We start from the raw sequence: 20,653 nt of genomic DNA, 5'->3' as shown, positions 1-20,653 counted from the left end.
GGACTGAGCGGCCGACCAGATGGTCGGCGAGACGGGTCGCGCGGGGCCGCAGTGGATTGCAGTCCACCTCATTGGCACGCGCGGCCGATGGCCGCTAGGTCATCCCGACCCCCCTTCGGAGGCCGGCGTCGTGCTGCCCGCATCCAGCTCGGCGACATCAGGGAAGCGCTCCGCGAGTCCCTTGAGCAAGTGAATGTAGACCGCGCGATGGGGCCGCCGAGGGTGGGTCTGACCTAGCTCCCAGCGGGCTACAGCCAGGCGCTTCACGCCAACGGCGTCCGCGACTTCCTGCTGAGTGAGCCCCGCGGCGAGGCGCAACTGCTGCCGCACGTGCGCTGGCGGCAGGACATCGCCGAGAAGAGCGTTCACCCGCTGCATGGGATCCGCATTGGACATGACCCAACCTCTCGTGATCACCGAATCCCTGAAAGATACACCACGGGATCGATTTCTGTGGCGTGCGTCGATACGCCGATAGGGCGGTGGGCGTCGAGCTTCAGCAGGGCTTCAGGGTGGAGGCGTAGTAGTAGGCGAGCACAGCTTCCGCCCCAGATCCCTGCGCAGTTGTGACGCGTTGGAACTGCGGCGACCTCAAGTCGCCAGCGACCCGGATCCGGGGGTGCTGTTTGCCCGGAGGGCAGTAGCCGTCCTCGGACGAGGCGAGGCCGACCAAAGCTGTTGGCCTGTTGCCGAGGTTGTTCAACACCGTCTTGGCGACGTAGGACTTGTGCTCACCCTGCCGGTACTTGACCTGCAAGTTCCACTCGCCTCCGTGGGCCATCGGCGACAGGGCGACGTGAGAGACGGGCATTATGCGCACTCGCTCGTCCCCCGCGACTTCGGTGATCTTGTAGTCATCTGTTGAGGGACAGAGAACGTGCAGCGTTCTTGAGGAATGTGGGTGGGTGCGGAGCCATGTTCCGAGAGGGCGGTCCCCTCCCAGGACGTAGGTCCGGCCCGTTAGGTCTGCAGGCCCGGTGCGCCACAGCGGAGGAACGGGCAAATGTGCGGGAGCGCTGATCCAGTCGGCATCGGCAGGCGTCAAGGCGCTCACGCCGGTGGCGACCACGATCAGTGGTGCACGCAGTACACGTCCGTCCTCAAGTACCAGCTCCGCTCGGTCGTCGTAGCCGCTGACGCTGGCCGCACGGCCCCGTATGACGGAGCATCGGCCAGTCTCCTGTAGGCGGTCCAGGTCGGCAGTAAGAGCTTCAGCAAGTTGAGGGCCGGTCGACCAGTTGCCGGGGACGTTCTCCAGCGCCCCGATGACATGCAGCTTGCCGCCTACTGCGCCAGCTTCCACGATGACCGTTCGAAGGTTCAGGCTGCCCGCCATCACCGCGGCCGCCATGCCTGACGGGCCAGCGCCGACTACCAGCACATCTGTCTCGGTGCGTGCGTTCATGCGTGGCCCCCCTGCGTTCCGCTGATTCGAGACAAGACAACTTCGCTCGTGACCAGTTGCTCAGCACCGATGTTCCGGCCAGCGAGCAGTAGTGCGGCGTCGTGGTACCGGGCACCACCGGTGGAGGCACAAGCGTCGGTGACGATCCAAGGCCGGTACCCGGCCTGATACGCGGCGACAGCTGAGTCGTATACGCACGCATCTGTGTCGATGCCGCACAACACCAGATCGGTCCAGCCCGCATCGCGGATGGTCCGGGCGCCTTCGGGGGTGAACACTGACGCCTGGGGCTTATCGATGATCGCGGCGGCGGCAGCAGCGAAGGGGACCAGGTCCGCCACGAGGGCTTGTTCCTCTGGAGTACGCAATCGCGTCCATCCCGTGATCGTCTCGTATGGCGATCCGGGCTCATTGTGGAACCGTGACAGCACCAGGGGAGCGCCGACCGCTTGCCAGCCCTCCACCAGCCGGACAACCGCAGGGACGACCTCCTGACTGTGCTGGTTCACAAAGCCCTGCTGCACATCAATGACCAGCAGCGCTGTCGATTGAGGGTCCACTAACTCCGCCTTCCACGTGGCCGTCACGGATTGCTGTCTCGGAGAGCGTCCTGGGCGGCCCGTAGCCGATCAGGAAGTTCGCTGGTGGCCAGGATGGCCTCGCGCATCACCCGGTGCTGGGCGGTCTCGGTGGGGCGCGCGGTAGTCAGCCGGAAATACGCACTGCGAAGGAAGCGCCAGCCGTAAGGAGTTGGCATCACCGGGTCCTGGCCGTCTTCGATCATGTGAAGGATGTGCGACGAGAGGGCCCAGAGTGCTTGTACGTCGACCTCAAGAGCCACGATCTGGCTCATGGTCAGAGCTTTCTCGTCGCGCTGCGGGTGATATGCGACTCCCGACCAGCCGACGACGCCGCGGGAGACTCCCCCGTCGAATGTCACAGCCTCGGGGTGAGCCCAGCCGTCACGGAACTTGGCTTCCTCTACCCCTGGCCCGAGCGGCACCACATTTGCTGGGTTCTGCCGGTTGACAAGCACCGATGGCGTAGCGAGTAGCTGGAGAGCCGTGTCCAGGCCGGTGTTTGACCAGGTATGTGTGCGGAGCTCGTAGGCCGACAGGACGTATTGCGGAACGAGCGACTGGGCAGACTGCTTTTTGTCGTGGCCGTGGCGGGCCAACAGGCTGGCCATGCGCTCCCCTACCCAGCGCGGCTCCTTGAGGTACGTGTGATACCGCCACAACGCCAGGTCGGTCAACGTCTCGAGACGGTGGTGCTCTTCGAGATGCACCACCGCGACACCGCAGTCGTATATGTGCACCGTCGACGACTGCGCGGAGTGATGGTCAGCCGGCAGGACTCGCTGCGCCAATCCGCCTGGCCCTGGCTCGCTTGGCGAACCCGCAGCGTGGAGGGGCGTACTGCGCTCACCGAGGTACACGGGTAAGAACTTGTGAGAGACGACCGTGCACGGTGCCGGACGCGCTGCCAACTCCGCGTTGAGGGAACCTGACGTTCCACGTAGCGCTGCCAGACGAAGACTGAATGCCTCCTGCTCAGCGGGGGTGCACTGGAAGAGCGCCGTATCCAGGATCTGCGCCATCTGGGGACGACAGACGCTCGCCTTGTTCCGCTGCCAGTTCGAGACGGTTCGAGGGCTGATGCCGAGGCGACCGGCGAACTCGCGCACAGACGCTCGCATCACCGACCGCAACAGCAGCGCCTCCTCACCCGTCCATCTGTCCACAGCGATCACTACACACCCCCTTGGCGGTCACCTTCCAGGTATCAACGGCGCTATTGCCACGCTGTTGCTACACCACTTCCACGGCCGGACATCTCGCTCAAGGTCCCTGGTGCGGATGCTGGTTCTTGTTGATCCACGCCCGCAATTCCGGCGGAGGAACCATGTCGATCCCGAGCACACCGCGGTGCCGTGTCCGCATCGAGTCCTGGCTGCTGTCAGGCATCGAACTCGTAGTCCAGAACATACGAGGCAGAGTCGAGGGTCATCTCGTTGACCTCGACAACTTGACGCTGGGCGTCGAAGGCTGTCCGGCACATGTTCAGGACAGGGCGCTCAGGGGACATGCCCAACGCGGCCGCTTCCTCAGCACTAGGCAGCCGTCCGCGGATCTCTTCTCGGAAGCGAACCGGGCCGTGCCCGAGGTCAGCGAGGCGAGCGTAAGTTCCCCCCGGCCCTGTGTCGGCCTGGGTGATCGCCGACCCTTTCACCAGGGCGTAGGGCAGGTACGAGGTGGCAAGCATGACTGGTCGGCCATCCAGTACGTAGCGCCGGGACCTGGCACAGGCGCTCTCGTCGGCGTTCAGGTCGAGCATCTCGGCAATGTGCGCTGGCGGAACGGTCTCCTGCACGGAGACCTGGTCGACTGTCAGGGATCTGTCTTCGTCAGCCGACCAGATCGACTTACCGGCACCCCACTGGTCCTGTGCCAGACGCTGAATGCCGCGCCGTCGAATGGGGTGGAAGGCCTGAACGAACACGCCTGCGCCCTTCCGAGACTCTGCGAGTCCTTCGTTGGTGAGCGCGCGCAGTGCTCGCCGAGCCGTCATCACGGCGACGCCGTACTGCGGCGCAAGGGCATTCTCCCCCGGCAACCGATCACCGGGTCGGTACTCCCCACGCTCGATCGCAGCCTTCAGCTCGTCAGCGATCTGAAGGTATCTGGGCCGCGTAGAGCCCTTTCCGCCTGCCATGTGTCTCCTAACTTCGCTAGCGATCCTACGGGCTTCGATGCTCAGCGTCAGCTCCGGCTCACGACACACATTGCGTAGACACGTCTCTATCGAAGAACTTGACATCGATAGGGAGATCGCACACCATCGTACTGCAACTTCGATATCGAAGTCGCAAGGCGGTCGCTTGGTTCAGGACGGACTGCCTTGCCACACCGCACGACCAGTCGCCACTTCGGTGGCCGCGCGAAGAGTTTGAGGCAACTAACTCCTCGGAGCGTGTCCGTGACTGCTGTTTGCACTGTCGCAGCGCGTATGTGCTGTCGGTCCGTCAGGACGCCCGGGTTTCCGGCGGGTCCTGACGTGGCCGAGAGGGCACCCGCGACGCCCGGCCCCGACCCGCCCTTCGTGAGGAGTTGTCCCATGACCGCACCCGCACCGGCTCACGAGCGTGAGGTGCAGACCGTCAGCCAGGAGCGCAAGCGCCGGACGCGGTCCCGCACCACCAGCCACCTCGACCCGATCGTCATTTCCAGGCTTCCGGCGCACGAGTACGACCTCGACCCGGCCTGCATCTCCCTGGTGTGCCCGTCCTGCCGCACGTGGGTCCCGATCCGCGTCGCCGACACTGAGCGGGCCACGGCCAAGCTGTTACCCCACCACACCGAGCCCGCCGGCACCGAAGACCCGGCCCGCTGCCGCCTCGGCAGCCACCGCCTGGTCACGATCGACGTCAACGTCGCCACGTGGTCCCGCCGCCTGGAGCAGGGCGTCGCGGAGACCAACGGCCGCCGCGCCGACCGCGTCATCCGCAAGCCCCAGGCCCGTCCCACCCCGGCTGTTATGCAGCTCGTCGGCGGCCTCGTCGACGACAAGACGGCCCGCAAGTTGAACGAGATCCACGTCCACAACTGCACGACCTGCTCCGCCACCAAACCCCGCTGCGCGGACGGCCGCCGTCTCGCCGCAGCCGCACCGAAGCTGGTCAGCGCGCACCTCGCCGCCTGCTCCACCTGCGCCCCTGCGAAGGCACGGTGCGCCGATGCCCGCAGCCTTGCCGAGACCGCGCCGAAACTCCTCGGCCCGCACCTCGCTACCTGCACGACCTGCGCCCCGGCGACGTCTCGCTGCGTGGCTGGCCACCGCCTCACCGAATCCGCCCCAAAGCTCGTCCACTCGCACGTTGCGATCTGCACCACCTGCTCGCTCGCAGAGTCCCGGTGCGCCGACGGCCGCCGTCTCGCCCACCTCGCCGCCCACACCCAGCGGACCGCACCCCTCCGCCGCCAGCGGCAGACGGAGCAGGAGGAGCAGGCCGACCAGCGCGCCTGGGCGCTGCGCCTGCTGCGCGACCAGCAGTGGGACCGGGTGGCCGGTCGGGTCCACCAGGCCGACCAGCAGCGCGTCCGCGACGTCCTGACCGCTCTGCGCAAGATGCTCCTCGCCCCGGCCAAGGCCGGTGACACACCGCTCACCACGTGGGAGCGAGCCGACCTGGAGACCACCATCGCGGTCCTGGAACGGCAAGAGAAGGACCTCACCCACCGCTGGTAGCACCGCGGACGAACGACCGAGGCCCCGGCCGACCCTCGCGAGGGTCGGCCGGGGCCTCGGCTGCTCGTACAGCAGTCGACTCCCCAACTGGAGAGTGAACGGCGACAGCCCCAGGGATTAGGCCCCCGGGGCTGTCCAGGACCTGAACTGGAGGACCTGATGCAGGCAAGCATGACACGCACCCGCCCGATGAACGGCCGTGGGTACGGCGGTATGGAGGACGACGACAACCGGCGCGGCCCGGAGCGGGACGAGACAGACACCGATCTCTTCCGTCAGCTAGTCGGCCATCTGGTAGCGGACGGCGACGGCCGGGCTGCGGCTGCGGGCCGCCAGGCGCGCCGGACCTTCGCCGAGATGGTCCCGGGCACGACCCGGCAGCCGGTGCTCCTCCTCACCCGCCCGCTGACCTTCACCCCGACCGCTCCGGCGGGCCCTGTGGCGGGCAGGCCGTGCACGAGCTGCCAGGGGGCAGGCGGCCGGACGGTTGATACGAGCAGTGACGGTGTGACCCGGCAGCACTGGCAGTCCTGCACCCCCTGCGGCGGTACGGGGGAGGCCCGATGAGTAGCTGCGGGCACCCCGCGCGCCTGATCACGGTCAACAAGACGGGCGCTGACGGCAAGCCGTTCCAGAGCGTGCGGCGCGAGCCGTGCCAGTGCGGCGGCAAGCGGTAGCCACTTCGATGCCCCACCGGATACGTGCTGCTCAGGCAGCACAGCAATACGCGGTCCGGGCCATCACCGCTTACGGCCTGGCCCACCCGCTCACTCTCACGCTCCTGGCGGTCGCCTCGACGGCGGCCGCCAGGGCGTGGGACCGGGGACACCGCGTCGCCGAGACCCACCCCTCCCCCGCACAGGAAGCCCCCAGTGGCTGCTGACCTCCACACCCGCTACATGGCCGCGTCCGACGCCTGGAGCGCCCACCTCAAGGGCCGCCAGTGCTGCACCGCCGAGGAGCCCTGCACGGAAGGGGCCCCGCTCTGGAAGCGGTTCACCGACCTCCAGGACGCCTACCTCACCCACCTCCGCGAAAAGAAGGGCACACCATGACCGCCACGATCCTCACGCTCGCACCCGCCCCGGCCGGACCCGCCACCAAGCCGGTCGCCGAGTACACGGCCCCGCATGCCCCCACTCTCATGGACAGCCTGCGCACCCGCGGTGGGGCCGACGTGCACATCCACCGGGACAGCGACGGCTCCCTGAGCAGCGAGTGCACCGGCTGCGGTGAGTACGCCTGGACCCTGCGCCTGAACAGCGAGTTCGCCCAGGAGCACGCTGCCTTCTGCCACCGCCCGCCCCGCCTGCTCGCGGCCTGACGGTCTGCAGGCTGCCTGATCCGCCGAGCCCCGCCCACTCCGCCGCGCCGTGTGCGCGCTGCCGGGGCGAGCGGGGCTCGGCGGTGAAGGGGAGCCGGACAGCCCGCTCCACCTCGCCCCCCTTCCCGGAGGAGAGCCCATGCGCAACACCGCCCACCCCCAGCCGACGACGACCACCAGGCTCCCGGACTGGCTGTGCAAGCACACCCCCCGATGCCCGAGCGCCGACAGCCCCGACCGGGAGGCCGCTCACGTCGTGGCCGCCTACCCGGAGCAGGGCTGGAGCCTTTTGTGTAACGCCGTTCTGTTGTTCGAGGACACCGGCGAGCTGCTCCCCGACGGCCAGGTCATCGACCCGCACCGGCCCACCGACACCCTGGGCTCCCTGGCCCTCCGGCTCGCGGAGAGCCACACGCTGACCGGGGGCACGTCCCGCAGCGGCAAGACCGACACGACCGCGCTCCACGCGGCCTTGTCGGCCCGGTCCGCCGGTACGTCGTGGCCGGTCTGACAGCTGCCCGATCCGCCCGTCCCGACCGCCCACAACCAGGGCGGCCGGGACGGGCGGTGACAGGGAGCCGGACAGCCCGGATCCGCCGGCCCCGTGCCGGTGCACGCGATACGAGGAGAGCCCATGACACAGCAGCCGCAGACGCAGCCCGCCGTACGACCGCAGATCCACTACCGCAAGGGGGACATGGTCCTGTTCCGCGACGTCGAGCGGTTCTGGCTCGGTCAGCCTGGCCACACGTTCGTCGCCCGGGTGGAGCGGTCCTGGACGAATACCCACAACGGCAGGCTCCTCTACGACCTGACGGAGCTGAGCGGTAACCGCGCCCGCGCCGGGATCGACCCCGACTACATGCGCCCGCTTCCGGCGACGGACGCGATGCACGACATCGACACCGCGCCGCTGAGCGAGCCGGACACCGGGGCAATGACCCCGGCCGCCGTCGCCTGGCTGCGCCAGCACCTCGCGCAGGGCGCCGCCACGCTGCCCGCCCAGCGCTGACCGCCCCAGCACAACGGCCCTCCGGTTCCTCGGCATTGAAGCTGCCGGGGACCCGGAGGGCCTGCTCACGACCCTATCCATTGCCGTAGTTCCACGGTGCCCCTTTTGCACGGAGGCGCCAGGAAGAGAGAGGACACCCCGTGGCCACCAAGCCCGCCACCCGCCGCAGGCGCCCCCCGGCGAACACGAAACCCCGTAGCGGACGCGCCAAGGCACTGGCGGCGCCGGGCTCCATCCCTGCCCAGGCCGCTGCCCCCGAGACCACCGTTCCGCTGGTGTGCCCGGAGGCCGATCCGGTTCTGGCTGACGCCGCTGACCGTGCCGCCGATCTCCGGGATCAGGCTGCCGACGACGTCGCGCAGATCCTCGCCGACGGCCAGGTGCGTGTCACGGAGCTGCTGGACGGCGCCCGAACCGAGGCGGCCTCGATCACCGAGGCCGCCAACGCGGAGCAGTCCCGCCTCCTGGCCGCCGCCGTGACGGACGCCGACCGGGTCCGCACGGAGGCCGCCACGACGGCGGCCGCCGACGCCGACCAGGTCCGTGTCGCCGCCGAGACGGAGGCGGGGCAGCTGCTCGCCGACGCGCGCCGCCAGGCCGACACCGTCACGGCCACGGCGGCCGATGAGGCGGAGAAGGTCCTCGCCGAGGCCAAGGTGACGGTGGAGCAACTGCTCGCCGACGCGCGCCGTCAGGCGCAGGAGGTCACCACCACGGCTGCCGCCCGGGCGGAGCAGGCCAGGACCGAGGCTGCGCAGGCCGCTGCGAAGGTCCTTGCCGAGGTGGAGACGCGGCGTACCGAGTTGCTGGCTGGTGCGGAGCGCACCGCGGTTCAGACCCGGACCCGGGCAACCACCGACGCTGAACAGGCGCTGGAGCAGGCGCGGGGCGAGGCCGACCGGATGCGCGAGAGCGCGGATGGCCAGGCCGCGCGGGTGCGGGCCGGAGCCGAGAAGGCGGCCGCCGGGCTTCGTGCCGATGCCGACCGTGCCCTGGCCGACGCCCGTACCTCTGCTGAGGAGCTGCGGGCGGCGGCCGATAAGGACGCCGCCCGGCTGCGCGGGCAAGCTGAGACGGACGCGGCGACGGCCCGGGAAGCAGCGGCGAAGGCCACGGCTGACCAGGCTGCCGCCGCGCAGGCCCGCGCCGAAGCGGACCGGATCTTGGAGGCGGCGACGCAGCGCACTGTGCAGCGGGCGCGGCGCCGGGAGATCAGGGCCGAGTCGCACGCTGCGCGGCGCAAGGCCCGCGACGAGGCCCGGCCCGCCGGCGGGGTGCCGCCGCTGTCCGGCCAGGAACTGGTGCTGGTCGTCGGGATCGTCCTGGCGGCCGCGGTCGTCTCCACCCTCGGGCTGCTCTCCTCCTACACCGCGCTGGAGACCAAGGCCGCCAGCTGGGGCTGGGACTGGCCGTGGCTGCTCCCCGTCGGCATCGACGTCGCGATCCCCGCGTTCACCGGCGCCAACCTCATCCTCATCCGGATGGGCATGGAGCTCCGCTGGATCCGGTGGGTGCCCCGCGCGCTGACGGCGGTGACCGTCTACCTGAACTGGCAGGCGTCCAGCACCCCCGGCGGCCGGATCGGGCACGCCGCCCTCACCCTGCTGTGGGTGATCTTCTCCGAGATCGCCTCGCACGTGTACGGCACCCGGATCGGCGCGGTCACCGGCAAGAAGCGCATGGAGACGGTGCGCCGCTCCCGCTGGATCCTCGCCCCGATCCCCACCGCCCGCCTTCGCCGCCGGATGATCCTGTGGGAGATCACCTCCTATCAGCAGGCGCTCACCCGCCTCCAGGAGGAGACCTACACACGAGCGCAGCTCAGGGAAGAGTTCGGGTGGCTGTGGCGCTGGAAGGCTCCGCTGGAGAAGCGGATGGCGCTCAAGCTCGGGGAGGCGCCCGCCGCGCTCGCCGACACGCTCACCCCCGAGGACACGCTCACCCCCGAGGACGCTCGCACCCCCGAGGACGCTCACGGTCCCGAGGACGCGCTCACTCCTGAGGACACGCTCACCGCCGAACTAGTGGAGGAAGGTGAGCGCGCTCGCACCGGCACGAGCGCGCTCACCCAGAAAGAGACGCCCGGTGAGCGTGAGCGCCCTGCGCTCGCCTCCGACGCTCACAGGGATGAGCGCACCACGGAGAACGACAACGCTCGCCGAGCGGAGAGCACGCGTACACGCAGGGAGAGTGACGCGCTCACCGAGCGCCGCCACGCTCGCATCCGCCTCCTCTACACCGAGCTCGGGCGCCGCCCCGAATGGACCGACATCCGCGACGCGCTCACCGGCGCCGACCTGAACGGCACGCCCGCCACCCCGGTCTCCCGCCCGACCGCTCAGCGCCTGCGCGCTCAGGTCGAAGAGGCCGCCCCGCGCTCATAGATGAGCGCCCGGTGAGCGCGCCACGCTCACCGGGCGCTCACCGGGCGCGCTCACCGTCTGGCAGAACTTCTGCCGCTCATGGTCGCCCCCGGTCGGCGCTCACGCTCACGAGCGTGAGCGCGGACCGGTGACGGCCACGGCCGGCAGGCCGCTCACCCGCACCGCGCCCCGGGCGCGGACACAGCGGGCGAGGCACGATCCGCCCCGCGTCTGAACCGCATCCGCTCCCCTCACCGAGCTCGGGCGCCGCCCCGAGCGGCTGGAGATCCGGGATGCGGTTCAGACGCACGAAGGCCCCCTGCTGAAGCGTGATCAGCGGGGGGCCTCGGTCTTCTGCTCACGCAAGAAAGGAGCACAGCATGGCACCCACGACGACCGGGCCAGCCCCGAAGCCTGGGAGCTTCACCCGCACGACGACCCCACCGGCGCCCGCGCTGGCACCCCCCACGGTGATCCCGCCGGCCCTGGAGATCTGGGCGCCCGATCCCCCGACCTGGAGCCAGCGCATGATCCCCAAGGGGATCCGGTCCGCGATGGCCGACCTGGGGCTTTGGCAGGAGCCGCGCCCCTTGAAGCCCTCGTTCCACCTGGTCCAGGTGATCGAAGTCCTCACCCGCTACGGCTGGTGCCAGTCCTTCGATTTCTCCCCCACCGGACGTATGTGCATCAGGGGTGCCCAGACCTTTCTGGAATCCACCGGGCACGTCACCACGATCGACCGGGGCAAGGCCGTCAATTACCTCCAGTCCCAGCTTGCCCGCCAGGGCGTGAACATGCGGTTCTGGGAGTGGAACGACCTTTCCAGCAACACCTTCCGGGGTGTGGAGGCCACCATTTCGGCGGCCTCTGACATGGCACGTAAGAACGGAGACTAAAGAGAATGACACCGGACGAAGAGAGAGCATTCGAAGTCATTGAGGCCGGAATGGCGGTAGGAATGAACTTCGGAAACAGTGATCCGGATCCCTCTCCGTATGCCGACGAAGGGCCTTACGGCTCCCCGGTCGAATACCACAAGAAGGCTGGTCTGACCCGTCGGGGAAAGGTCGCTGTCGCGGTAGCCGGAGTGGCAATCGTCGGTGGCGGAACCGTGTGGTTCCAGACCTATTCCGCTGCCGTCGCAAAGGAAGAGAAGGAGGCTGCTGCTCTTCAGCTCCAGGTGAAGCAGCTGGAACTGGAAGAAATGAAGATCCGGAACGACAGGGCGGCAGCCGACATGAAGGCCGCGACCGCTTCCGCCGCCAAGATCCAGGCGGCCCTGGACCAGTGCGTGAAGGAGACCTTCGACCAGGTCAGCAAGGAGTACGGGACAGTCTCGAAGACTGCGGTGGTGGCGGACTGCAAGCGGCAGTACGCGCCTGTCGTCGACGGGTCCGGCATGGCGGCCGCCAGCGTCGCCCGCGACGCCGGCGGCACCGGGGGCGGCGGGGGCGGTGGGGTCAACTCCTCCGCCCTGCTGGGGCTCATCGCCGGCGGCGGCCTGGCTCTCGCGGTGTTCGCACGCAAGGGCAAGAGGGCCGAAGCGTAGTCACGCAAGGTGACTAATTACTCCTTCCCTCCTCGGCGGAGAGCGCCGCAATCGGACCTTCATGGACCGCTGAGCGGCTGCTCTCCGCCGGGAGGTAAGGAGTAAGGAACCATCGCGACCACGGAGAGTGAGGAAATCATGGCGACCGATACGGCGCCCCCGGTCCCCGCGGGACCCCCCGATCCGCACGCTGCGCCGGGCGCCAGCACCGCGCCGACGCCTACCGGAGACACCGGCATCATGGCCGCCCTGATGGCCGCGGTGGAGCCCGCCCGGCCGGTCACCGCGACCGCCGGGGCCAGGCCCGAGGATGACGACCCGGCCGCGAAGGCGGACCTCGACGGAGTGGTGGACCGCTCCTCCCCGGGCGTCACCAGCGGGCAGTTCAAGGCCCCGGAGGATCTGGCTGGGGCCGGATCCGACGCGGCCGGTGCCCGGCACAAGGAAGGTGTGCTCAAAACACTGATCCGGGCGGGCGCGACCCGCTGGGCAAAAGGCGGCGGGACAGCGAACAAGCGGCTGGACCTGGAGAAAGCCAGAGCCGGGGCGCACCAGGTGAAAGAGGCCCGGACCACCACGGTCATGAAGTCACCCGGACTTCCCACCCGAAACGGCTCCGGAGGGGCCGGTGGAGGGGGGAATAATGCCAGCGGAAACAGCGGAAGAAATTCGGGCCGTAATTCCAACGGGAACGGCTCCACGGGTACCGGACGCGGCGGAACTGGAGGCGCCACCGGAAGCGGGGGGCGCGGCTCTTCCGGCTCGAATGGGAGCGGCGGATCTGGCAACGGGCGCAGCACCAGCGGAAACGGTGGCGGAGGCTCGCCGAAGGACACCGGCCCCAAAGCGCCGAAGGATTCAGCAGGCAAAGGGAAGGACGGCTCCTCGGGGAATGCGGGATCCGGTGGAAAGGCTGGCACGGACGGAAAGGCCGGTGCTTCCGGAAACAGAGGCGGATCGACATCGGGTGGCTCGTCCGGCAGTAATTCCGGGACGTCGAAGGAAAAGCCCGACCAGGGAAAGGGTGCGAAGGCCGACCTGACGAAGGGCGGCGGCCGGGGCTCGGGCGGCTCCTCCGGGAGCAGCGGAGGTTCCGGGAAGGACAGCGGCTCCTCCGGAAGCGGAGGCGGATCCGGTTCGAGCGGCTCCTCCGGCAAGAGCGGCGGGTCCGGCAGGAACGGCGCGGCCGGTCACAGCTCGAACGGTACCGACAACCGGACTCCGCTCCAGCGTTCGCGGGAGACGGGTCACGGCGATGGCTCCGCGGTCCGTGACGTGGTCGACCACGTGAAGGCGTACGCGCAGGGCACGAAGGACGGCTACCAGGACAAGAAGGTGGAGAACGGCAAGGAGCACGCCCGGCTGGACAAGGCGCACTCCGACCACAAGGCGAAGAAGCAGGACCCGAAGCAGGACGAACCCAAGCAGAGTGACCCGAAGCAGGGCGACCCCAAGCAGCAGGGGACGACGGTGACCGGGCCCAGCGGCCAGACGATCGTCATCGCCCCGCCGGAGAGAGGAGACGACGGAGTGAGCACGGACGTGAAGCCCCTCCTGGTCAAGGAGATCGACGCGAACACGCTGAACCTGGGCACGGACGGTGCCCGTGGGACGGTCAGCCGCAAGGAGCTCCGCAACTTCAAGCAGTACGAACGCAAGCTGGAAGCCAAGGAGAACCACCTGATCAAGGTGGCCGACGCGTGCAAGCAGCTTGAGGCTGCGGCGGAGGACGAGGCGAAGGACTGCCAGGAGCTGGCCGACCAGGCGAGGGCCGTCGAAGGCGGGGAGAAGCTGGCCGCGAAGCTGACGCGGCTGGCCGACGCGGCGAAGGCCCAGGCGACGGAGGCCGGTGAACTCCACAAGCGGGCGCAGCGGGCGGCGGAGATGTGCAAGGTCGTCCTGACCAACATCGGGACCAGGTACGCGCCGCTGTACAAGGCCGTCGTCGACAGCGACGAGACGAAGCTGGCCGAGCTGCGCTTCTACAACGACAAGGGCTCCTACGCGGCCGCCGCGTAGCACCAGGAGGGACGGAAGATCATGGCGGAACTGACGTACAAGGTCCTCGTGCGTAAAACCCAGGACAAGGAGAGGGCCCTGGCGCGCAACGCGGAGGGCGTGAAGAAGGCCGCGGAGAGCATCAAGGAACTGGCCGACGACACCGCCTCCGACGCGGACGCGCTGGGCGCCAAGAGCGTGGACCGCGACTCCCTGGCGGAGTGCCAGGAGCTGTCGAAGGTCATCCGGGGAGTGTCGGACGGCGCGATCACCTACGCGTCGAAGACGGCCGACACCGCGAAGGCCGCGAAGGCGGCAGGCGACCAGGCCCGTACCACCCACGCCGGTTTCCAGGAGGCCTTCGACCGCTCCGACGTGACGGACCTGGAGAAGGTCTCGCGCGACTGGTTCGAGCAGGAATAGCAGCACCCAGCACCACCCACCATCGGCGCGGCCGGCCCGGGGATTCCCTCCCTCCGGGCCGGCCGCGCCTTTGCGGACCCCGAGTACCCCAGACAGGAGCAGCCCCCGATGTCCACCATCACCAAGACCGTGCCGAACGCGGAGCCTGCGGAGCGAGCCACCGCGGCGCTCCAGATCGCCCTCCCCGTCGGGGTGGGCATCCTGGCCCCCTACCTGGACCCGAACGCAGCGGCCTACGCCGGAGCCGGGTTCCTGGCGGGCGCGACGTTCGCCGGTGCCAACTACATGAACCGCCTGGGCCGCTGGGCGGACCAGCTCCCCGGGATCGATATCGCGCGGGCGCACCGCGACACCATGGGGATCTCCACGATCACCACCGGCATGGGCCTGGCCCTGGGCCAGCTGGGCGGAGCCGAGGCGTCCGAAGCGCTGATGGCCGGCTTCTTCGAGCCGACCACCGTGCCGGGGATTCTGTCGCTGGGCTGGTGGGCCGCGGTCGTCTTCACCGGGTGGCGCCTGCGCCGCGTCTTCGGCAGGCAGAAGATCGAGGTGGAGCAGGCGCAGCCGACCGGGCAGGCCGCCCCCGCCAACACCGGCACCCCGGGCCCGGTGTCCCTGGCCGACAAGATGATCGCGGCCTGGGGGCGTGTGATCAGCGACCCGAAGAACGGCCGCCACCGCAACCAGGTCCTCTCCGACGTCGTGATCTACGCGGACCGCTGGGAGGGACGGGTCACCGCCGCCCTGGGCGACTCCGTGAACGTGACGAAGGAGTCCGTCTCCAGCCTCTTCCGCCGCCCGCCCGAGCAGATCGACATGAAGTACGGGGCGCACTCCGGGGAGGCGTTCATCACCGTCTGGTACATCCAGCGCCCGGAGCTGGACCCCTCCACCCTCCAGGGCGCCTGGAAGCGCGTCCGGGCGCGGATTCTCCCGAAGACCCACCTGGAGGAGGTCCGTGAGGACGTGAACACCGGCGGCCAGGTGGCGCGCGTCGTGGCCGACGACGACCTGGACGCACTCCCCCGCGTCGTCAACCTCGGGGAGCTGGCCGGAGCGCTGCGCCGCTCCATCGACCTCGTCTCCTACGAGCCGGGACGCCGCGACCCCAGGCGCGCGATCATCCGGATCATGGACCACAACCCGCTTGAGGCGGGCCACGAATTCCAAGGCCTGGATTCTCTGAGGGCCACTCCGGGCGGCTGGGTCAACATCGGGAAGATCGTGAGCGGCTTCCCCGCGAAGCTCCAGCTGTTCGACCCGAAGCTGGGCGCCCTGCACGTCGTGATCGCCGGTACCACCGGCTCCGGCAAAGGCGGCACGGGCCAGATGATCAGCCTGGCCTACCACGCCAACAAGATGGCCCAGATCTACGGCGACCCCAAGGGCGCGTCCAACCCCGCGATCCCGAAGATGGCCGCCTACAGCGGCCTGACCAAGTACGGCGCCCTGGGCGCCATGCGGCTGTCCTGGTGGGTCCTCCAGCACCGGATCGAAGAAGCCGCCCGCCTCGACCTGAAGAACTTCGAGCCGTCCGCGATGCGGCCCTACTGCGCCACGATCCTGGATGAGGCCGCCCAGATGCTCGCCCCGGGAGCGGAGAACCGCAAGGAGGCCATCAAGATCGTCAAGGACGGTGCCTCCCTGACCCGCTCCATGGGCATGCCCTGGGTCCTGATCAACCAGACCGTCAACCTGGACCAGCTGGGCGGCGAACAGGCCATCCGCGCCAACCTCATCGCCGGCGGGACCTGGATCATCCTGCGCACCGACAGCGACCAGGTGAACCTCGGGGACCTTCCCCCCGGCTTCGACGGCCTGGACCCCTCCCTCATCCCGCCCGTCTGGGTGGAGGAGGACGACGCGCTGGTCTACGACCCGACCATCGCGGAGTCCGACCCCCGCCGCACCTTCGGCCTCGGCTACGTCGCAGCCCCGGGCGGCCGCGCGGGCATGATGCGCATCGACACCCTGGAAGACGCCACCGAGCACATCAGGCCGGAAAACATCATGGCCCCGGTCGACGTGCCCTGGTGGGGCGACCAGGGCCGCATGGAGGAGCTGGCCATGACGCCCATCCCCGGCTTCGAGGAGAAGGACGCCGAAGGCGGCACCGGCGAAGCCGGGATGTCGTTCCCCGGTGTCGACCTCCCGAAAGCCAAGGAGCTCACCTCGGAGGAGAAGGTCCTGGCCGCCCTCCGCGACGAGTCCGACCCCATGTACATCGACATGATCGACCAGGGCGACGAGATCGACCACGAGGACATCGACTACGTGGAGCGGGGCCAGCTGCAGACCGCCAGCGGAGTCGCGGAGTCGACCTTCGCGAACGTCCTGAACAAGCTGGAGAAGAAGGGCCAGATCCACCGGATCAAGGAAGGAAAAACCTCGAAGGTGGCCCTGGGCCCCCGGCCGGACGAGACCAGCGAAGAGCCCGCCTGACCGCTGCCCCACCACGGCGCGCCCCCCACCCGGGGGCGCGCCGTTCCCGTCCGCACTGCCCCACCCCACACCCCCGCAGCACAACCCACCGCCGCTGACCTGACGCACTGCCTGGCCCTCGCCCACCCCGCCTTCGGGACCGGCGAGGACCGGACTGGCCGCCCGGCCGCACGCCTCACCCCTTCGCCGTCCCGTCGACGGTCCCTCTGCCGACGGGGCGCAGCACTGCCCGCGCACCCTCGCCCGCCCGAACACGAAGGAGCCCAGCCCGTGGCACTCATCGACCTGTTCACCCGCAGGCCCGCCGCACCCGCAGTACCGGAGGAAGACCCCGTGCCGAGGGCGTGGCCGGAGATCGGCGAGACGTGGACGCCCGAGGGTCTCCCCGTCGTCGAGCGGTACTACAACCAGGCCCACGCCGTCGTCCTCGTCGCCCGCACCAGTCAGGACCCCTACGGCACGGCCTACTACCTGGTTGCCTGCCTGGGCTGTCACTTCCTGAGCACCCGCACCAAGTGCCACGACTTGCACATCCGCTACTCGCTGGTAAAGGCTGCGGAGACCGCCAACTCCCATGCAGGCACCTGCCGGGCGCTGCCCCGCGAGCTCCCGGCCCGCCCGGACGAGGAATCCGCCCGCCGCCTCCTGCACTCCTGGGTCCTCTCCACGTCCCGCCCACGCCGGGACCTGCACCAGTACGTCGACCTCGACCTCAGCGACTTCGACTCCGGCCGCCTGGAGCTCCAGCGCACCAACGAGTGGATCCAGACCGAGCTGGAAGCGCTCGCGATCGAGCAGAGCGACCTCCTGTCCGCCCGGCCCGACGAGCGCACCGGCACCGTCCGCTTCCGCGTCCTGCCCCAGCCGCACTGACCGGCTCCCTCGCCCTACGACCCGCAGACGCACCTCACCGCTTCACCGCGCCCCGTCGACGTCCGTCGACGGGGCGCTCCTCTGTCCGCTTCCCGGAGGTCCCGTGTCCGTCCGACGCACCTTCAAGCAGGCCCTGGCCGCCCTCACCTCTCCCGGCTGGTCCTACGCACACACCGACCCCGAGCAGCTGCACCAGGTGCTCGCCGAGCAGACCGTCGCCGCCAACCGTGAGGCCGCCGACCACGCCGATGGGGCCGCCGCCTGGAACAACGCCGGGCTGCACGTGCAGCCCGGCGTCCTGGAGGTCCGGCGCGACGTCCTGGCCGACGTCCACTACCTGGAGGGCCTGCTGATCGGCGCCCGCCGCCGGGGCCTGGACGCCGAACTCATCGAGCGCCTGGCGGCCGCCGTCGACACCGGCCACGAGCTGACCGTGCTCCTCGCCGACGCCGCCCGCGCCACCATCACCGCCCCCGCGGCGGGCCACTGAACGCCCGGGGCGGCCGCCGGCACAGGCCCGGCCGCCCCGGAGCACCCACAACCCAGCCCAGCTCAAAGCCCAGCCATCCCACGGCTTTTGCCCACCGTCACGTTCCCTGGAGGTCCATCGTGCTCACGCCCCGCCCGCGCCGCCGCATCGGCCGCCCCCGCCCGCAACGCCCCGGCCCCCGCCACCCGCTGCCCCAGCGCAGCCTCCCCCGTACCTGGAGCCGGTGATGCCACGCACCCGCCGCAAGCGCCCTCGCAAGGCGACGCGGGTGCCGCGCAGCGACGCGACCCTGCCCGAGTTCGATCGTGGCGCCCTCCCCGAAGGCCTCGCTACACGGCGTGCTCTGCGGGAGATGGGGCTGAGCCCCGGCGACAACACTGGCCCCGTCGCGATCCTGCGGTGCCGACTGTGCGCCACCCGCCCGCAGTGGTCGTGCCGCCACCCCACCCGCGGGTTCCTGCTCCGGGTCGACCTGGCCCGCCCCAAGCGCGTCCCGACGCTGGCTCAGGAGCTCGCGCTGGACCGCGCGATGGCCGCCAGGAGCACCTGCTCCCGGTGCTCACGCCGGTACTACTACTGCCTCCCCTTACGCACCGTGGGCTCCTGCGACCCGTGCGCCCGCGGATACGAGCCCACCCCCGGCACCTACGTCACCACCACCGTCACGCCGGTCACGCACCGGCTGGCCGCCTGAACACCCGCCTGAGAAGGGGCGATCACACGATGACCGAGACCCTCACCCCGCCCGCCACCGGCTCCCCGCTGGCGCTGCTGTTCGACATCGCCGCCACCACCGCGCAGCGCACCAACGGTCTCGTCCAGGACGAGGAGCGCAAGGTGGCGGAGACCGCGGCCGCCGACCACATCCACACCGCCTACCCGGAGACCCTGAGCCAGGTGGTGGACCACGACGCCTGGATCGGATTCCCCGCCCTGCGCGAGAACGGGGTACAGCCCAGCGCGGCGGCCTACCTCGGCGACGGTCTGTGGCTGCACCACACCATCACCGCCGACGCCGACCACCAGGACGCCCTCACTCTGATCGTGCCCTGCACCTGCGGGAACGGCTACGTCCCCTCGCTCCTCCTGGACGAGGCCGACCTCCTGGAGCTCCTCCAGGAACTGCGCCCCACCAGTGGCCGCGCCGTGCACAGCTGCGACGCCGTCGGCCCGGACTGCGCCAGCATCCCGGCCGCCTGAGCCGCCGGGGCCCTGACGGCCTTCCCCGTGACGCAGCCCTCGCACCGGCCACACGGGCCGGGGCGAGGGCTGCCGGGTGGCCGCGCATCGGCAAAGGGCCGACCACCCGCTCCCTCATTCGCACGCGAGATCAGGAGACCTACCAGCATGCCAAACCCCTTCCGCCTCTACGGCGCACTGTCCGCCGACGCGACGATTCCCGCCCCGGCCCTTATCTGCCTGATCGGCCCGGCCGGCTCGGGCAAGTCGACCCTGGCCCGAAGGTGGGCCGAGACGCAGGTCCTGGAGCTCGACCGGTTCCGGGCCATGGTCAGCGACGACTTCTCTGTCAAGTTGAGCGTGTTGAACTTCGGACACGCGCTACAGGTGCTCCCGCAGCGGCCGTATCAGTCCCGCAGTGCTTGCAGGGTGGTGTGGAGGTCGGTGGTGCGGGGCTGGTTGTGGGGGAGTTTGGCGAGGGCGGCGGCCATGCCGCAGGTGTTGGTGGCGGCGGAGAAGATCAGGCCGCTGCCGATGGCTGCGGAGAGCCAGCGGGCGGGCCGGTAGCGGGTGCCCAGGGCGAGGCCGGCGACGACGAGGGTGCCGGCGGCGAGGCGGACCTGGCGTTCCATGGGCCAGACAGCCGAGGCGTTGTCGGGGCGGTGGAGGGGGTGGCCTTCGCCTGCCCAGGCGCTGGTGCCGCCGGTGAGGGTGGTGGCGGGGATGTCGGCTGCGGCGAGGGTGGTGCAGGCGGTGGTGGAGCGGTTGCCGGAGGCGCAGACCATGAGGAGGGTGCCGCGTGCGGCTGCTGCCTTGAGGGCGGGCAGGGCGGTGTGGAGGTGGTCGAGGGGGATGTTGTGGGCGCCGGGAAGGTGCCCGGAGGCGTATTCACCGGGGGTGCGCACGTCAATGACGGTGTAGTCGTCGAGGCGGGGGGCGGCCTGGGCGGGGATGAGGGTGGTGGGGGTGGTCATGTGCGGGGTGGTCCTTCCGTGCTGTTCCGGGGGCGGGTTTCCGGACCCGGTATGATACCCCTAGGGGTATTTGATTTGTGGAGGTGGACGGTGGAGCTTGAGATGGCGGCCGACGAGCTGAAGTCGGTTCTGAACCGGCTGCGGCGGGCTCAGGGCCAGATCGCGGGGATCATCAAGATGATCGAGGAGGGCCGGGACTGCGAGGACGTGATCACACAGCTCGCGGCGGTCTCCCGTGCGCTGGACCGGGCCGGGTTCGCGATCATCGCGACCGGGTTGCAGCACTGCATGGCCGAGGGCGGACAGGCGGCCGGTGACCGGGATCAGATGCGGGCGAGGCTGGAGAAGCTGTTCCTGTCCCTGGCCTGAGCCG

Annotated in this window: 22 protein-coding genes and 2 pseudogenes; 18 read left to right on the top strand and 6 right to left on the bottom strand. The window is 69.8% G+C overall.

The genetic code is table 11. The features are described 5' to 3' along the window. Positions 1 to 99: 99 nt before the first annotated feature. From IE264_RS34415 to IE264_RS34395, 5 genes are all read right to left on the bottom strand, one after another. Complete coding sequence (locus IE264_RS34415; protein WP_190167820.1) at positions 100 to 396, bottom strand: helix-turn-helix domain-containing protein; 297 nt, start codon at positions 394 to 396, stop codon at positions 100 to 102. Positions 397 to 496: 100 nt separating this feature from the next. Beyond that, positions 497 to 1,405 (bottom strand): NAD(P)/FAD-dependent oxidoreductase, encoded by a 909-nt coding sequence (locus IE264_RS34410; protein WP_190167819.1) that lies wholly within the window; start codon positions 1,403 to 1,405, stop codon positions 497 to 499. Beyond that, positions 1,402 to 1,992, bottom strand: a complete 591-nt coding sequence (locus IE264_RS34405; RefSeq protein WP_190167818.1) for a cysteine hydrolase family protein — start codon at positions 1,990 to 1,992, stop codon at positions 1,402 to 1,404. Before IE264_RS34405 ends, IE264_RS34410 begins: the two co-directional genes overlap by 4 nt. Then, positions 1,989 to 3,158 carry a helix-turn-helix domain-containing protein gene (locus IE264_RS34400; RefSeq protein WP_190167817.1) on the bottom strand — a complete coding sequence of 390 codons (1,170 nt, stop codon included), beginning with the start codon at positions 3,156 to 3,158 and terminating at the stop codon, positions 1,989 to 1,991. The genes IE264_RS34405 and IE264_RS34400 overlap by 4 nt, the downstream gene beginning before the upstream one ends. 206 nt (positions 3,159 to 3,364) lie before the next feature. Beyond that, entirely contained in the window at positions 3,365 to 4,120 is a 756-nt protein-coding gene (locus IE264_RS34395; RefSeq protein ID WP_190167816.1) for a GntR family transcriptional regulator, read from the bottom strand. A 402-nt stretch (positions 4,121 to 4,522) separates the two neighbouring features. Between IE264_RS34395 and IE264_RS34390 the strand changes: the two genes are divergently transcribed. The 17 genes and pseudogenes from IE264_RS34390 to IE264_RS38785 all read left to right on the top strand — a co-directional run. After that, the gene (locus IE264_RS34390; RefSeq protein WP_190167815.1) at positions 4,523 to 5,653 is read left to right on the top strand and encodes a hypothetical protein; all 1,131 of its coding nucleotides are present in this window, start codon (positions 4,523 to 4,525) and stop codon (positions 5,651 to 5,653) included. A gap of 171 nt (positions 5,654 to 5,824) precedes the next feature. Next, positions 5,825 to 6,220, top strand: a complete 396-nt coding sequence (locus IE264_RS34385; protein WP_190167814.1) for a hypothetical protein — start codon at positions 5,825 to 5,827, stop codon at positions 6,218 to 6,220. Positions 6,221 to 6,525: 305 nt separating this feature from the next. Beyond that, positions 6,526 to 6,708 carry a hypothetical protein gene (locus IE264_RS34380; protein WP_190167813.1) on the top strand — a complete coding sequence of 61 codons (183 nt, stop codon included), beginning with the start codon at positions 6,526 to 6,528 and terminating at the stop codon, positions 6,706 to 6,708. Beyond that, entirely contained in the window at positions 6,705 to 6,977 is a 273-nt protein-coding gene (locus IE264_RS34375; protein WP_229887921.1) for a hypothetical protein, read from the top strand. The genes IE264_RS34380 and IE264_RS34375 overlap by 4 nt, the downstream gene beginning before the upstream one ends. A 193-nt stretch (positions 6,978 to 7,170) precedes the next feature. Then, a pseudogene (locus IE264_RS38615) lies at positions 7,171 to 7,344 on the top strand (DUF5999 family protein); the annotation flags it as partial. A gap of 267 nt (positions 7,345 to 7,611) precedes the next feature. Beyond that, positions 7,612 to 7,989, top strand: a complete 378-nt coding sequence (locus IE264_RS34365; RefSeq protein WP_190167811.1) for a hypothetical protein — start codon at positions 7,612 to 7,614, stop codon at positions 7,987 to 7,989. Positions 7,990 to 8,129: 140 nt separating this feature from the next. Further along, entirely contained in the window at positions 8,130 to 10,373 is a 2,244-nt protein-coding gene (locus IE264_RS34360; RefSeq protein ID WP_190167810.1) for a DUF2637 domain-containing protein, read from the top strand. 359 nt (positions 10,374 to 10,732) lie between these two features. Continuing rightward, a complete protein-coding gene (locus IE264_RS34355) occupies positions 10,733 to 11,248 on the top strand; it encodes a DUF6197 family protein (RefSeq protein WP_190167809.1) in 516 nt (171 codons plus the stop codon). Between the two features lie 5 nt (positions 11,249 to 11,253). Then, the gene (locus IE264_RS34350; RefSeq protein ID WP_229887919.1) at positions 11,254 to 11,901 is read left to right on the top strand and encodes a hypothetical protein; all 648 of its coding nucleotides are present in this window, start codon (positions 11,254 to 11,256) and stop codon (positions 11,899 to 11,901) included. Positions 11,902 to 13,176: 1,275 nt separating this feature from the next. Then, positions 13,177 to 13,920, top strand: a complete 744-nt coding sequence (locus IE264_RS34345; protein ID WP_229887917.1) for a hypothetical protein — start codon at positions 13,177 to 13,179, stop codon at positions 13,918 to 13,920. Positions 13,921 to 13,941: 21 nt separating this feature from the next. After that, on the top strand, positions 13,942 to 14,322 hold the full coding sequence (locus tag IE264_RS34340) for a hypothetical protein (protein WP_190167808.1): 381 nt from the start codon (positions 13,942 to 13,944) through the stop codon (positions 14,320 to 14,322). A gap of 108 nt (positions 14,323 to 14,430) precedes the next feature. Beyond that, complete coding sequence (locus IE264_RS34335) at positions 14,431 to 16,764, top strand: hypothetical protein (protein WP_190167807.1); 2,334 nt, start codon at positions 14,431 to 14,433, stop codon at positions 16,762 to 16,764. Between the two features lie 270 nt (positions 16,765 to 17,034). Beyond that, positions 17,035 to 17,637: a hypothetical protein gene (locus tag IE264_RS34330; RefSeq protein WP_190167806.1), complete on the top strand. Its 603-nt coding sequence runs from the start codon at positions 17,035 to 17,037 to the stop codon at positions 17,635 to 17,637. A 103-nt stretch (positions 17,638 to 17,740) separates the two neighbouring features. Continuing rightward, positions 17,741 to 18,127, top strand: a complete 387-nt coding sequence (locus IE264_RS34325) for a hypothetical protein (protein ID WP_190167805.1) — start codon at positions 17,741 to 17,743, stop codon at positions 18,125 to 18,127. Between the two features lie 226 nt (positions 18,128 to 18,353). Next, positions 18,354 to 18,821, top strand: a complete 468-nt coding sequence (locus IE264_RS34320) for an RRQRL motif-containing zinc-binding protein (protein WP_229887915.1) — start codon at positions 18,354 to 18,356, stop codon at positions 18,819 to 18,821. 29 nt (positions 18,822 to 18,850) lie between these two features. Beyond that, complete coding sequence (locus IE264_RS34315) at positions 18,851 to 19,327, top strand: hypothetical protein (protein WP_190167804.1); 477 nt, start codon at positions 18,851 to 18,853, stop codon at positions 19,325 to 19,327. A gap of 147 nt (positions 19,328 to 19,474) precedes the next feature. Beyond that, positions 19,475 to 19,633, top strand: a pseudogene (locus IE264_RS38785) (AAA family ATPase); the annotation flags it as partial. Between the two features lie 80 nt (positions 19,634 to 19,713). On the opposite strand, the gene IE264_RS34310 reads toward IE264_RS38785, so the two are convergent. After that, positions 19,714 to 20,280, bottom strand: a complete 567-nt coding sequence (locus IE264_RS34310; protein WP_190167803.1) for a rhodanese-like domain-containing protein — start codon at positions 20,278 to 20,280, stop codon at positions 19,714 to 19,716. A 90-nt stretch (positions 20,281 to 20,370) separates the two neighbouring features. Here IE264_RS34310 and IE264_RS34305 point away from each other — a divergent pair, with 90 nt between their 5' ends. After that, complete coding sequence (locus IE264_RS34305; protein ID WP_190167802.1) at positions 20,371 to 20,649, top strand: metal-sensitive transcriptional regulator; 279 nt, start codon at positions 20,371 to 20,373, stop codon at positions 20,647 to 20,649. The last annotated feature ends 4 nt before the right edge of the window (positions 20,650 to 20,653 follow it).

The organism is Streptomyces microflavus (genome assembly GCF_014650075.1).
GTDB classification, from domain to species: domain Bacteria; phylum Actinomycetota; class Actinomycetes; order Streptomycetales; family Streptomycetaceae; genus Streptomyces; species Streptomyces microflavus.
This window is presented reverse-complemented; position numbering and strand designations above follow the sequence as displayed.